Source organism: Pseudomonas rhodesiae, assembly GCF_013285305.1.
Lineage (GTDB): Bacteria > Pseudomonadota > Gammaproteobacteria > Pseudomonadales > Pseudomonadaceae > Aquipseudomonas > Aquipseudomonas rhodesiae.
Window position 1 is genome coordinate 1,959,157 of record NZ_CP054205.1, and the last position, 13,013, is coordinate 1,972,169.

Annotated in this window: 11 protein-coding genes; 8 read left to right on the forward strand and 3 right to left on the reverse strand. The window is 61.6% G+C overall.

Features of this window, described 5'->3' with window-relative positions; all coding sequences use genetic code 11:
- Positions 1–45 precede the first annotated feature (45 nt).
- On the forward strand, positions 46–1,230 hold the full coding sequence (gene punC, locus HRH33_RS08935) for a purine nucleoside transporter PunC (protein WP_167416541.1): 1,185 nt from the start codon (positions 46–48) through the stop codon (positions 1,228–1,230).
- A gap of 1,052 nt (positions 1,231–2,282) precedes the next feature.
- On the opposite strand, the gene HRH33_RS08940 is transcribed toward punC, so the two are convergent.
- Complete coding sequence (locus HRH33_RS08940; protein WP_034137430.1) at positions 2,283–3,116, reverse strand: nucleoside-binding outer membrane protein; 834 nt, start codon at positions 3,114–3,116, stop codon at positions 2,283–2,285.
- A 159-nt stretch (positions 3,117–3,275) separates the two neighbouring features.
- Between HRH33_RS08940 and HRH33_RS08945 the strand changes: the two genes are divergently transcribed.
- The gene (locus tag HRH33_RS08945) at positions 3,276–4,778 is read left to right on the forward strand and encodes a nucleobase:cation symporter-2 family protein (RefSeq protein ID WP_167416542.1); all 1,503 of its coding nucleotides are present in this window, start codon (positions 3,276–3,278) and stop codon (positions 4,776–4,778) included.
- Positions 4,779–4,815: 37 nt separating this feature from the next.
- Here the strand turns inward: HRH33_RS08945 and HRH33_RS08950 are convergent, their stop codons facing one another.
- Positions 4,816–5,748, reverse strand: coding sequence for a proline iminopeptidase-family hydrolase (locus HRH33_RS08950; RefSeq protein WP_123480439.1), 933 nt, complete (start codon positions 5,746–5,748; stop codon positions 4,816–4,818).
- 94 nt (positions 5,749–5,842) lie between these two features.
- Positions 5,843–6,607 (reverse strand): LuxR family transcriptional regulator, encoded by a 765-nt coding sequence (locus HRH33_RS08955; RefSeq protein ID WP_034137433.1) that lies wholly within the window; start codon positions 6,605–6,607, stop codon positions 5,843–5,845.
- Positions 6,608–6,790: 183 nt separating this feature from the next.
- Between HRH33_RS08955 and HRH33_RS08960 the strand changes: the two genes are divergently transcribed.
- From HRH33_RS08960 to HRH33_RS08985, 6 genes are read left to right on the forward strand one after another with little or no spacing between them, the layout of a single operon-like run.
- Positions 6,791–7,678, forward strand: a complete 888-nt coding sequence (locus HRH33_RS08960) for a proline iminopeptidase-family hydrolase (RefSeq protein WP_167416543.1) — start codon at positions 6,791–6,793, stop codon at positions 7,676–7,678.
- A 3-nt stretch (positions 7,679–7,681) separates the two neighbouring features.
- A complete protein-coding gene (locus HRH33_RS08965) occupies positions 7,682–8,629 on the forward strand; it encodes an ABC transporter permease (protein WP_034096523.1) in 948 nt (315 codons plus the stop codon).
- Positions 8,626–9,483 (forward strand): ABC transporter permease, encoded by an 858-nt coding sequence (locus HRH33_RS08970; protein ID WP_034137434.1) that lies wholly within the window; start codon positions 8,626–8,628, stop codon positions 9,481–9,483. Before HRH33_RS08965 ends, HRH33_RS08970 begins: the two co-directional genes overlap by 4 nt.
- Positions 9,480–10,436 carry an ABC transporter ATP-binding protein gene (locus HRH33_RS08975; protein ID WP_040266097.1) on the forward strand — a complete coding sequence of 319 codons (957 nt, stop codon included), beginning with the start codon at positions 9,480–9,482 and terminating at the stop codon, positions 10,434–10,436. Before HRH33_RS08970 ends, HRH33_RS08975 begins: the two co-directional genes overlap by 4 nt.
- A complete protein-coding gene (locus tag HRH33_RS08980; RefSeq protein ID WP_094064555.1) occupies positions 10,433–11,404 on the forward strand; it encodes an ABC transporter ATP-binding protein in 972 nt (323 codons plus the stop codon). The genes HRH33_RS08975 and HRH33_RS08980 overlap by 4 nt, the downstream gene beginning before the upstream one ends.
- Positions 11,405–11,436: 32 nt before the next feature.
- Positions 11,437–12,951, forward strand: coding sequence for an ABC transporter substrate-binding protein (locus HRH33_RS08985; RefSeq protein WP_173603432.1), 1,515 nt, complete (start codon positions 11,437–11,439; stop codon positions 12,949–12,951).
- The last annotated feature ends 62 nt before the right edge of the window (positions 12,952–13,013 follow it).

Here is a 13,013-nt window from a genome sequence, read left to right on the forward strand (position 1 = left end):
GCGCTAGTCAGCAAATAGTTTGATGGCAATGTCAGCAAGGCTTCAATGAAAAATTCGTTTGGTTTCACCGGGTATCTAGCGGGGCTGAGCATGCTCGGTTATCTCGCCATGGACATGTACTTGCCGGCGTTCGGCGCCATGGGCGAGCACTTGCAGATCAGCGCGAGCGCGGTTGGCGCGAGCTTGAGCGTATTCCTCGCAGGTTTTGCATTGGGGCAGTTGATTTGGGGGCCGCTGTCCGACCGGCTAGGACGCAAGCCAATCCTGCTCGCGGGCCTGAGCCTGTTTGTGCTGGGCTGCGTCGGGATGTTCTGGGTCGACAGCGCTGCGCAACTGCTGGCCCTGCGCTTTATCCAGGCGGTTGGGGTGTGTTCCGCCGCCGTGAGTTGGCAGGCACTGGTGATCGATCGCTACCCGGCCGATAAGGCCCACCGGGTATTTGCCAGCATCATGCCGTTGATGTCGCTGTCGCCGGCTTTGGCGCCGTTGTTGGGAGCGATGGTGTTGAATCATCTGGGCTGGCAGGCAATCTTCGGCGTGCTGTTGGGTGTGTCGCTGGTGCTGCTGGTGCCCACCTTGTTCCTGCGCAGCGTGCCGAAACGGCTGACACAGGCGTCGGCACGTTTGGGTTATGGGCAGTTGCTCAGATCGCGGGTGTTCAGCGGCAATGTGATGATCTTTGCCGCGTGCTCGGCCAGTTTCTTCGCCTGGCTGACGGCCTCTCCCTTTATCCTCGGCGGCATGGGCTACAGCCCTAACGATATCGGTTTGAGTTATGTACTGCCGACCTTGGCGTTCCTGATCGGCGGCTACAGCTGTCGCAGCGCCTTGCAGCATCTGCCGGGCAAAACGTTGCTGCCGTGGTTGTTGCTGGCCTACTGCGTGAGCATGGGCGCGCTGTACCTGGTTGCCACGTTGACCGTGCCGACCCTGACCACCTTGCTGATTCCGTTCTGCCTGATGGCGCTGTGCAACGGTGCCAGTTACCCCATCGTGGTGGCGAATGCGCTGATGCCCTTTGCGGAAAATTCCGGCAAGGCCGCAGCGCTGCAAAACACCCTGCAACTGGGGTTGTGCTTTGTGAGCAGCCTGCTGGTGTCATCGATGCTCGAGCATCCGCTAATGATCACCGTGATCGTGATGCTGGCGACCGCGCCGTTGGCGGTGTTGGGATATTGGCTGGCCCGGCCGAAGGCCAATCGCGCCGAGCTGATGACAGACCTGAACTGAAAGAGGACCCTGCGCAGCGGCTGCCCCAAAGCCTGTAAACCGTTTATGCCTGGCACACCGCAGTGTCTGGAGACAGGGCCGCTTCGCGCCCAGCGCGGGGCAAGCCCGCTCACCACAATTTGCGGGGGTGCTGCTTCCCTGTGGTGATGACAGACCTGAACTGAAAGAGGACCCTGCGCAGCGGCTGCCCCAAAGCCTGTAAACCGTTTATGCCTGGCACACCGCAGTGTCTGGAGACAGGGCCGCTTCGCGCCCAGCGCGGGGCAAGCCCGCTCACCACAATTTGCGGGGGTGCTGCTTCCCTGTGGTGATGACAGACCTGAACTGAAAGAGGACCCTGCGCAGCGGCTGCCCCAAAGCCTGTAAACCGTTTATGCCTGGCACACCGCAGTGTCTGGAGACAGGGCCGCTTCGCGCCCAGCGCGGGGCAAGCCCGCTCACCACAATTTGCGGGGGTGCTGCTTCCCTGTGGTGATGATAGAGCTGAACTGAAAGAGGACCCTGCGCAGCGGCTGCCCCAAAGCCTGTAAACCGTTTATGCCTGGCACACCGCAGTGTCTGGAGACAGGGCCGCTTCGCGCCCCAGCGCGGGGCAAGCCCGCTCACCACAATTTGCGGGGGTGCTGCTTCCCTGTGGTGATGATAGAGCTGAACTGAAAGAACACCCTGCGCAGCGGCTGCCCCAAAGCCTGCAAACCGTTTATGCCTGGCACACCGCAGTGTCTGGAGACAGGGCCGCTTCGCGCCCCAGCGCGGGGCAAGCCCGCTCACCACAATTTGCGGGGGGGGCTGCTTCCTTGTGGTGATGATAGAGCTGAACTGAAAGAGGACCCTGCGCGGCGGCTGCCCCAAAGCCTGCAAACTGTTTATGCCTGGCACACCGCAGTGTCTGGAGACAGGGCCGCTTCGCGCCCCAGCGCGGGGCAAGCCCGCTCACCACAACTTGCGGGGGGGCTGCTTCCTTGTGGGGAGCAGGCTTGCCCTGCGTTGGGCTGCGCAGCGGCCCTAATGGCTGCGAATGCGGTGTGTCTGACTCACAGCAGCACCCGTGATTAAAAGGTGATTTCCATATTCACGGTCGGCGTGGAGGTGCGGCTGCCGCGCCCGCCGTCCACGCCAAATTTGTTATGCCAGTACTCGTAACCCACGCCCAGGTACAGGTTCGGTTTGACGCTCTTGCCCGGTCGCACGGCCACCATCAGCGCGGTGCGCATCAGCGCTTCGGCAGCGGTGTCGCGGCCGTGGTAGTCCTCGCCTTTAGCCCCGACGTAATTGATGAACCCTTGGAATTTCGCCCCGTGGTTGGCGATCTCGAACGGGCGCATCCACGTCAGGTTAAGCATGTAGGTGTCGTCGAAGGTGTGATCGGATTCCTGGGCGCCGGGAATGCCAGTGTGGTTGCGCTCCTTGTAATACAGCAGGCTCAGGTCCAACACGCCGACGGTATTGAATTTCACGGTCGGGCCGATCACCAGCGCGCGTTTCTTCGCGGAGGCGAAGTTGTTATTGCGGTTAGCGTCGAAGCCCAGGGTCAGGGCGTAATCCTTGATCGCACCCGTGCCCAGCGGCCTATCGAATACCCGCGACGCATAGAGCTGGTGCCGGTACACCGCGTACACCTCGCTGCCGCCGTGATCGGTGCCCTTGCGCGGGTCGCGGCTGTCGGACAGGAACACATCCAGGTTGAGGAAGTTGCTGCCGTACCGGTAGCCGCTGGCGTGGGTGAAGCTGTAGATACGCTTGCTGAATTCATCGGGGTTGTTCGGGTTGGTGAACTGCTGGCCGTAGCGAAATCCTACGCTGTTGTTCATCCACTCCACCGCGACAGCCTCCCCGCCGCCCAGCAGAGTAAGTGCGACGGTAGCGCCCTGTAATGCCTTTTTCATTGTTTTTGTGTCCTTTGGCGTTGCGGCTCATCACGGCCGAATGGTTTTTGTAACGCCGGTGGAGGGTATCTTGTCTGAATGATTGTATACAACTCTATGGACATCCAGTCCTAGGATTGCATACAGTGGCCCCACAACAAAAACAGAGAACCCCTCACCATGACTACCCCGAAGGCGTCACCGCAGCGGCCAGAAGATGAGAATCTCGGCGTCGCAGCCAATATGGCTTACGGCCTGCAGCATGTACTCACCATGTACGGCGGCATCGTTGCCGTCCCGTTGATCGTCGGCCAGGCGGCCGGCTTATCGCCGGCGGATATCGGCCTGCTGATCGCTGCGTCGTTGTTTGCCGGTGGCTTGGCGACTCTGCTGCAAACCCTTGGCCTGCCATTTTTCGGTTGTCAGTTGCCACTGGTGCAAGGCGTGTCGTTCGCCGGTGTGGCCACCATGGTGGCGATCGTTGGCAGTGACGGAGCGGGCGGTATACCGGCGATCCTGGGGGCGGTGATGGCCGCGTCCTTGATCGGGCTGCTGATCACGCCGGTGTTCTCGCGGATTACCAAGTTTTTTCCGCCATTGGTCACCGGTATTGTCATCACCACCATTGGCCTGACCCTGATGCCCGTCGCGGCGCGCTGGGCCATGGGTGGCAACAGCCGCTCGGCGGATTTCGGCAGCATGTCCAATATCGGTCTGGCAGCGTTGACCCTGGTGCTGGTGTTGCTGCTGAGCAAAATCGGCAGCGCCACTATTTCGCGTTTATCGATCCTGCTGGCGATGGTGATCGGCACGCTGATCGCGGTGTTGCTGGGCATGGCCGACTTCTCGGGCGTCGCCCAAGGGCCGATGTTCGGCTTCCCCACGCCGTTCCATTTCGGCATGCCGACCTTTCACATCGCTGCGATTATTTCCATGTGCATCGTGGTGATGGTGACCTTGGTGGAAACCTCGGCGGACATCCTGGCCGTGGGTGAAATCATCGATACCAAGGTCGATTCCAAACGCCTGGGCAACGGCCTGCGCGCCGATATGCTGTCGAGCATGTTCGCGCCGATTTTCGGTTCGTTTACCCAAAGCGCTTTTGCCCAGAACGTCGGCCTGGTGGCGGTCACCGGGGTGAAAAGCCGCTTCGTAGTGGCCACCGGCGGGCTATTCCTGGTGATTCTCGGATTGCTGCCGTTTATGGGGCGGGTGATTGCTGCGGTGCCGACGTCGGTGCTGGGGGGAGCCGGGATCGTGCTGTTTGGCACGGTGGCGGCCAGTGGGATTCGCACCTTGTCCAAGGTGGACTACCGCAACAACATGAACCTGATCATCGTCGCCACTTCCATTGGCTTCGGCATGATCCCCATCGCCGCACCGAGCTTTTACGATCACTTCCCCAGCTGGTTCGCGACCATTTTCCATTCCGGCATCAGTTCGTCGGCGATCATGGCGATCCTGCTGAACCTGGCGTTCAACCATTTCACCGCCGGCAACTCGGATCAGCAGTCGGTGTTTGTCGCGGGGACCGAACGCAGCCTGTGCTTCCACGATGTGGCGGCGCTGCGGGATGGGGATTACTTCAGGGGCGGCAAGCTGTTTGATGCCGAGGGCAAAGAGATTCCGCTGATGGCTGAACCGGCAAGGCAGCCGTCAACGCCTGAGACTTCCGAGGTGTGAAGGGGGGGGAGCAAGCCCGCTTGCTCCCACACTCAACTCAACCTGCCTTGCGTGTTGCGTGCGGTACTGCGCACGCCTCATCCAAAAACTTCACCACTGTCCCCATGCACGCCTGGCGTTCTTCCACATGGGGCATGTGGCTGGAGTCCTCAAACAGCGCCCAGCGCACATCGGCGATCTCATCCAGGAACGGCTTGACCACCAGCGGTGTGGCCTCGTCGTGGCGGCCGGAGATCACCAGGGTTGGTACGTTGATCTTCGACAAACGGCCAATCGATTTCCAATCCTTCAGGCTGCCGATGACGTGGAACTCGGTGGGTCCGCTCATGGCGTGGTACACCGTCGGGTCCGAATCGACCTGGGCAAAGGTGCGCGCCACTTCTTCCGGCCATGGGTTGACCCGGCACACATGCTGGTCATAGAAGATCCGCGACGCGGCGAGGTATTCCGGGTCTTGGTAGGTGCCGGCGGCTTCGTGTTTAAGCAGGGTTTCGTGCACGCCTTCAGGCAGCAGTTTGCGCAAGCGATTGGCTTCGCTGACCCAGGTACGCATGCAGGTCGGCGAGTTGGCCGGGATAAACGCGCGCAGGCCCTTCGGCTGCAGGATCGCGTGTTCGCTGCCAAGCATGCCGCCCCAGGACTGACCCAGGATCGCGTAGTTATCGCTGATCTGCAGGTGGTCCAGCAGGTTGTTCAGCTCGGCGAGGAACAGTTCGACCGTCCAAAACGACGGATCTTTGTCGGGCAAATGGGTGGAGCGGCCGTTGCCGAGTTGATCGTAATGGATTACGGCATGGCCACTGGCCGCGACGTCCTTGAAGGCGTCCACGTAGTCATGGGTGCAGCCGGGGCCACCGTGGATGATCACCAGCGGCGTGCGGCCGCTGTTCAGGTCACCGGTGACGCGGTACCAGGTCTGGTAGGCGCCGAACGCCGCATACCCTTCGCGGATTTTTTCGATGAATTCCATTTCGTACCCTGCTCTTTGAAAAAAGGATCAGGGTCACGATAAGCCGCCGTGCACATTTAGGTAACTAGCAAAACAGCTAGGTTTTATCGGCGGATCAGTCTTCCAGCAGGCGGTAATGGGTAGCGCGCACCACGGCCTGTACGCGATTCTTGGCCCCCAGTTTGTGCATCGCTGAGGCCAGGTGCAGGGTCACCACGGCCAGTGAACGGCTCAACTGGGTGGCGATTTCCGCCGCGGTCAGGCCTTCGGCGGCCCATTTAAGGCACTCGCGTTCGCGTTTGGTCAGGCGGATATGCGGGTAGCTGCGCAGTTCTTTGCCGAACAGCGGGTAGGCCGCTTCCTGCAAGGCATGGGTGATCAAGCTGAAATCCGCCAGGGTGTGTTGCGCATCCCGCAGCACCGCGCGGGTCTTGCCGACGCGCAGGCCGGTCAGTGAGGCAAAACCGCCTCGGGGCAAATGGATCGGCACACTGACCCCGCAGGTCAGTTGCTGGTCGTGCAGGTAGGAAGACACTGGCGCATGGCAGGGGTCCATGACCTTCTTAAGCGGGGTATCGGCTTTGACGTCGTAGGACCACACAAACGGCGACACTGTGCTCAGCGCCAGGTGCTGCACCGGATCGATCTGATAGAAGCCTTCGCTGCACCATAAGGCGTGCCAGTCCGGCGGGGTGTTGCGCAGTTCCAAGACCGAGGGGGTGATCAACGCGCCCTTCTGGTCCATCGGCACCGGTGTGTAGTCATACACCAAGGCATCGAAGCCCAGTTGTCGGGCGAGGATGAAAGTGTTGTCCATCTGTTCATCCAGGCTCCTGCCCGGCATCAGACGGTCGTTGAATGCAGTTAGCTTGGTCAGCATCCGTTCTGCTCCCGTTTTCATTTGAATCTCGACTTGCGCCAAGTAGAATGCCACGCCCCGGCGAAGGACTGCCAGGCCAAACCTATAAGAAATACTAGGTTATGGACGCACGGCATCCTCGGTAGTGTTGGCCTGATAAACGGCCGCGACCTGCCAGGCCGATACCACACAAGGAATGTATGCATGTGGCGTGAAATTGCCCCCGACCAGCGGTACAACGTGCAAGTCGATGGCCATAACCTCGTGGTCTACAGCTTTGGCCAGGGCGATGAGGTGCTCTTGTGCCTCAACGGTGGCCCCGGCCTGCCGTGTGACTACTTGCGCGACGCCCATGGCTGGCTCAAGGAGCATAACCTGCGAGTGGTCGCATTCGACCAGCTCGGCACGGGGGCATCAGCCAGACCGACCGATGTTTCCCTGTGGGAAATCCGCCGTTATGTCGAAGAAGTCGAAACCGTGCGCCAGGCCCTGGGCCTGGGCCGCGTGCATCTGCTTGGCCATTCCTGGGGCGGCTGGCTGGGCATCGAATACGCCATTCATTATCCCGATGCGCTCAAAAGCCTGATCCTGGAAAACACCGTCGGCGATATCCCGCACCTGTCCCAGGAACTGGAGCGCCTGCGCGGTGCCCTGGGCAGCGAAACCGTGGCCATGATGCAACGCCACGAAGCCATGGGCACCCTCGATCACCCGCAGTATCAGGCCGCGATCACGTTGCTCAACTATCGCCATGTGTGCCGTCTGGACGAATGGCCCGAGCCGGTCAAGCGCTCCCTCGGCGACTGGAACATGGGGCCTTATGAAACCATGCAGGGCCCCAACGAGTTTCTCTACGTCGGCAACCTCAAGGATTGGAACCGCATCCCTGAAATGGCCGACTTCACGATGCCCATGCTGATCACCACCGGCCAGTACGATGAACTCACGCCGGCCTGCGCCATGCGCATGAAAATGGCGGCCCGGCACGCCGAATTGCATGTCTTCCCCAACAGTAGCCATATGCCGTTCTACGAAGAACCCCAGGCATACTTCCCGGTGCTGTTGGACTTTCTCGCTCGCCATCGAGGCTGACGGATGAACCTGGCGCGTTACCGTTTCGTGCTGTACCGGCCGCTGCAACTGCTGCCGGTGCTGTTTGGCATCAGCGTGATCACGTTCGTGCTGGTGCGCTCGATTCCCGGCGATCCGGCGCGGGCGCTGCTGGGTTCGCGCAGCACACCCGATGCGCTGTTGAAAATCCGCGCCCAGTACGGCCTCGACCAGCCGCTGTGGCTGCAATATTTCTACTTCCTGAAGAACCTGCTCAAGGGCGATCTCGGCCAGTCGCTGTTATACAAGGTCGATGCGCTGAAACTGATCGTGACCCGGATCGAACCGACCCTGATGCTGGTGCTCGGCAGCGTATTGCTGGCGCTGCTGATCGCGCTGCCGCTGGCCAGCGTGGCCGCGCGGCATAAGGGCGGCTGGGCGGATAACCTGATTCGTGTCTTCACCACAGTCGGCCTGGGCATGCCGGCGTTCTGGCTGGGCTTGATGCTGATCCTACTGCTCAGCGTGCAATGGGGGCTGTTCCCGGTTTCCGGCTACGGCCGTACCTGGCTGGACAAGGCGCACCACATGGTGTTGCCGTGCCTGACCATCGCCCTGGCGTTGTCGGCAGTGCTGGTGCGCAACCTGCGTGCGAGCATGTTGATGGAGCTGCAGGCCGACCACGTCACTGCCGCCCGGGCGCGTGGGCTGTCGGAGGCGGCAGTGTTTCGTCGGCATGTGTTGCCCAACTCCCTAGTACCGGCGGTCAACTTGCTGGCGGTCAATATTGGCTGGCTGATCAGCGGCACGGTGGTCATCGAAAGCCTGTTCGCCATTCCCGGCATCGGCCAGTTGCTGGTGCGCGGCATCTTTACCCGCGATTACATGGTGGTGCAGGGCGTGGCAATGGTGCTGGCGTGCGCTACCGTGCTGGTCAATTTCGTCGCCGACCTGGTGACCGTCGCCCTCGACCCACGGGTAAAAATGCAATGAGTAGCCGCCCCCTGATTGCCCCGTGGCGCCTGCGGTTGCGCTTTGGTTTGCGCAATGGCCGGTTGACGGCCGCGTGGGGCCTGCTGATTTTAGGCGTGTGGCTTGGCTTGGCGCTGTTTGCGCCGTGGATCGCGCCGTACGATCCGATTGCGCAGAACACCGATCTGAGCCTGTTGGCGCCCAGTCTGACCCATCCATTTGGCACGGATAACTACGGTCGAGACATCCTTTCGCGTGTTATCTGGGGCGCGCGCATCGATCTGCAATTGGCGGTGGTCGGGGTGATCTTCCCGTTTCTCATCGGCACGTTTATCGGTGCGGTCTCGGGCTATATCGGCGGGCGTTTCGACAGCGTGTGCATGCGCGTGATCGATGTGATTCTGGCGTTCCCGTTCCTAGTGTTGATGCTGGCGATCATGGCCATCCTCGGTCCGGGCCTGAAGAGCTTCTATATCGCCATGGCGCTGGTGGGCTGGGTGTCTTACGCGCGGTTGATCCGCTCGCAGATCCTGGTGCTCAAGGAAAGCGACTTCGCCCTGGCCGCCAAGAGCCTGGGCTTTGGCCATGGGCGCATCCTGTTTCGGCACCTGCTGCCCAATGCGATGTTCGGCTCGATTGTGTTTTCCATGTCCGATGCGGTGCTGGTGCTGCTCAATGGCGCAGCCGTGAGCTACCTGGGCCTGGGGGTGCAACCGCCGACCGCCGAGTGGGGCACCATGGTTGCCGAAGGCCAGGCGTTTATCACCACAGCGTGGTGGATCTGCACTTTTCCCGGCCTGGCCATCGTGACCCTGGCCATGGGCTTCAGCCTGCTGGCCGACGGTGTGGCGCAGATCCTGGGGGACCGCTCATGAGCCTGTTGCAGGTACGCGACCTGAGCGTGATCGCCAACAACGCCGGGCATGACGTGACCCTGGTGGACCGTGTCTCGTTCGACCTGGCCGAAGGCGAGATTCTCGGCCTGGTGGGCGAAAGCGGTTCGGGCAAGACCATGGCCTGTCGTGGCCTGATCCGCCTGCTGCCATCGCCTAACCTGCGCGTGCAGGGCGGCGCGGTGCGCCTGGCCGGTCAGGACCTGCTGGCCATGGGCGAGGCCGACATGCGCGCGGTGCGCGGCGGGCAGTTGGGCATGATTTTCCAGAACCCCAGCAGCCACCTGGACCCGTTGATGCGCATCGGTGAGCAGATCGCCGAGGGCATTCGGTTGCATCAGGGCGCGTCGAAAAAGGACGCGCGTCGTCAGGCCGTCGAGGTGCTGCGCCAAGTCGGCATTCCCGACCCGCAGGCCCGCGTCGACAACTACCCCCACGAATTCTCCGGCGGCATGCGCCAGCGCGCGATGATCGCCGTGGCACTGGGCTGCAACCCCAAGGTGCTGATCGCCGACGAACCGACCACCGCCCTGGATGTAACCGTGCAGGCGCAGATTCTGCGTCTGCTGCTGGACCTGCGCGACCGGCGCGGCCTGTCGATCATCATGATCACCCACGACCTCGGCGTGGTGGCGCAAACCTGCGACTCCATCGCAGTGATGTATGCCGGGCGTTTGTGCGAGCACGCCAGCAAGTACGAGGTGCTGGCGCATCCACAGCATCCGTACACCGCCGGCCTGATCGACTGCCAGCCGGCCCACAGCAGTGGCCACGCCTTGCTGCGTACCATCCCCGGCCAGCCGCCGTTGCTCGATGCATTGCCCGCCGGGTGCCGCTTCAGCCCGCGGTGCCCGCAAGTGGGCGCGTTATGCACCGAGCAGTTGCCCCATGGCGCGCGGGTGGCGTGCCACTACCCCTTGGGAGACCGCCCATGAGCCTGTTGCAGATCAAGGACCTGGAAGTCCGCTTCGCGGCGTCCGGCAGCGGCGTGTTCGGGCTGAACAAGCAGTGGGTGAGGGCGGTGAACGGTGTGTCGCTGAACCTGGCGGCCGGCGAAACCCTGGGCCTGGTGGGCGAGTCGGGCAGCGGCAAGAGCACCCTGGGCCGGGCGATTCTGCACCTCAACCCCATCAGCGCCGGGCAGGTGGTGTTCGATGGTGTCGACATGGCCCACGCCAGCGCCGTCGACATCACGCGCCTGCGCCATGAAACCGCAATGATCTTCCAAGACCCGTACGCCGCGCTCAATCCACGGCACAGCATTGGCGAGACCCTGGCCGAAGTGTTGCGGGTGCAGCGCAAGGTCGCCGCGTCGCAGATTCCGGCGCGGGTCAATGAACTGCTCGACCTGGTGGGCCTGCGACCTGAACTGGCTACGCGCAAACCCGGTGCTCTCAGCGGTGGTCAATGCCAACGGGTCGGCATCGCCCGCGCGCTGGCGGTGGAGCCGCGTTTGATCGTCGCCGATGAATGCGTGGCGGCGCTGGATGTGTCGATCCAAGGCCAGATCATCAACCTGCTGCTGGAGCTGCAACAGCGAATGAACCTGGCGATCCTGTTTATCGCCCATGACCTGGCCATCGTGCGGCGCCTGTGCGACCGCGTGGCGGTGATGTATCTGGGCAAGATCGTCGAAGAAGGGCCGGTGGAAGCGGTGTTCAGTGCACCGCGTCATCCGTATACGGCGGCGTTGATCCAGGCGATTCCCGAGATCGACCCGCAGCGGCCATTGCCGACCGAACCCCTGCCGGGCGAGCCGCCAAGCCCATTGAATTTGCCGACCGGCTGTGCCTTCCACCCGCGTTGCCGGCATGCGCGGGCAATGTGTTCCGTGGCGTTGCCGCCTACCCACCACCTGCACGAGCATCGGTACAGTTGCGTGCTTGAAACGCCTTTGCTTTAACCCTCTGCCATTCATGAACAAGGAGTTATGACATGCAATCCCGCCACTTGAAGTTACTCGCCGCCGCCACGCTGACCGCCTGGTCGCTGACCGCCGGTTTCGCCCAGGCCGCCGGTGTGCTCACCATTGGTTGCCGTGAAGACAGCACCACCTTTGACCCGATCAAAAGTGCGCAGAACCGCGATACCTGGGTGTTCGCCAATGTCTACGACACCCTGGTGCGCGTGGATAACCTGGGCACCAAGATGGAACCGGGCCTGGCTGAACGCTGGGACATTTCCAAGGACGGCCTGACTTACACCTTCACCCTGCGCGACGCGAAATTCTCCGATGGTTCGCCGATCACCGCCGCCGACGCCGCCTTCAGCCTGTTGCGCATCCGCGACAACAAAGCCTCGTTGTGGAGTGACCCGTTCAGCCTGATCAACACTGCGAAAGCCGCCGACCCGAAAACCCTGGTCGTCACCCTCAAGACCCCGGCGGTGGCCTTCCTGTCCCAGCTCGCTTCGCCGACGGTGTCGATCCTGTCGGAAAAAGCCATGACTTCCATGGGCGAAGACGCCTACTCGGAAAATCCGGTGACGTCCGGCGCGTTCACTGTGGAAGAGTGGCGCAAGGGCGATCGGGTGATCCTCAAGAAGAACCCGAACTTCTGGCAAGCTAAAAACGTCAGCCTGGACGGCGTGGAGTGGGTCTCGGTGACCGACGACAACACCCGTATGCGCATGTTGCAGAACAACGAACTCGATACTGCGATTTTCGTGCCGTTCTCCCGGGTTGAAGAACTGGAGAAAGACAAAAACGTGGTGGTTCACGCCGACCCATCCACCCGCGAAGATCACCTGCTGATCAACCATGCCCACGGCCTGCTGGCCAAGCCGGAAGTGCGCCAGGCGCTGGACATGGCCATCGATAAGCAATCGCTGGTCAAAACCGTCACGTACGGACAAGGCACCGTGGCCTATTCCTACATCCCAAAAGGCTCGCTGTACCACTACGCCAACAACCTGCAACGCCCCTACGACCCTACCGCCGCCAAAAAGCTGCTGGAGCAGGCCGGCGCCAAGGACTTGAAGCTTAACTATGTGGTCAATGCCGGCAACGAAGCCGACGAGCAGATTGCGGTGATCATCAAGGATCAGTTGGCCAAGGTCGGCGTGACCGCCAACCTGCAGAAGGTCGACCCGACCCAGAGCTGGCAGATGCTGGTGGACGGTGAGTACGATATTTCTGTGATGTACTGGACCAACGACATCCTCGACCCGGACCAGAAAACCACCTTCGTGCTGGGGCACGACACCAACCAGAACTACATGACCCGTTACAAGAACGACAAGGTCAAGGACCTGGTAGCCGCAGCCCGCATCGAAGCTGACCCGGCCAAGCGCGAGCAGATGTATGTGGAACTGCAGAAACTGGCGAAACAGGACGTGAACTGGATCGACTTGTACTACAGCCCTTACATCAACATCTCACGTAAGAACATAAGCAACTTCCTGCAAAACCCGCTGGGCCGCTTCACCCTTGAGGAAGTGGTGAAAAACTAATAATCAGGGAACCGCGCAATGCAAATGTGGCAGGGGGCAAACCCCCTCCCACATTTTGTTCC

Coding starts and splice junctions, on each gene's coding strand:
- punC (WP_167416541.1), top strand. CDS start 46: ATGAAAAATTCGTTTGGTTTCACCGGGTATCTAGCGGGGCTGAGCATG.
- HRH33_RS08940 (WP_034137430.1), bottom strand. CDS start 3,116: ATGAAAAAGGCATTACAGGGCGCTACCGTCGCACTTACTCTGCTGGGC.
- HRH33_RS08945 (WP_167416542.1), top strand. CDS start 3,276: ATGACTACCCCGAAGGCGTCACCGCAGCGGCCAGAAGATGAGAATCTC.
- HRH33_RS08950 (WP_123480439.1), bottom strand. CDS start 5,748: ATGGAATTCATCGAAAAAATCCGCGAAGGGTATGCGGCGTTCGGCGCC.
- HRH33_RS08955 (WP_034137433.1), bottom strand. CDS start 6,607: ATGCTGACCAAGCTAACTGCATTCAACGACCGTCTGATGCCGGGCAGG.
- HRH33_RS08960 (WP_167416543.1), top strand. CDS start 6,791: ATGTGGCGTGAAATTGCCCCCGACCAGCGGTACAACGTGCAAGTCGAT.
- HRH33_RS08965 (WP_034096523.1), top strand. CDS start 7,682: ATGAACCTGGCGCGTTACCGTTTCGTGCTGTACCGGCCGCTGCAACTG.
- HRH33_RS08970 (WP_034137434.1), top strand. CDS start 8,626: ATGAGTAGCCGCCCCCTGATTGCCCCGTGGCGCCTGCGGTTGCGCTTT.
- HRH33_RS08975 (WP_040266097.1), top strand. CDS start 9,480: ATGAGCCTGTTGCAGGTACGCGACCTGAGCGTGATCGCCAACAACGCC.
- HRH33_RS08980 (WP_094064555.1), top strand. CDS start 10,433: ATGAGCCTGTTGCAGATCAAGGACCTGGAAGTCCGCTTCGCGGCGTCC.
- HRH33_RS08985 (WP_173603432.1), top strand. CDS start 11,437: ATGCAATCCCGCCACTTGAAGTTACTCGCCGCCGCCACGCTGACCGCC.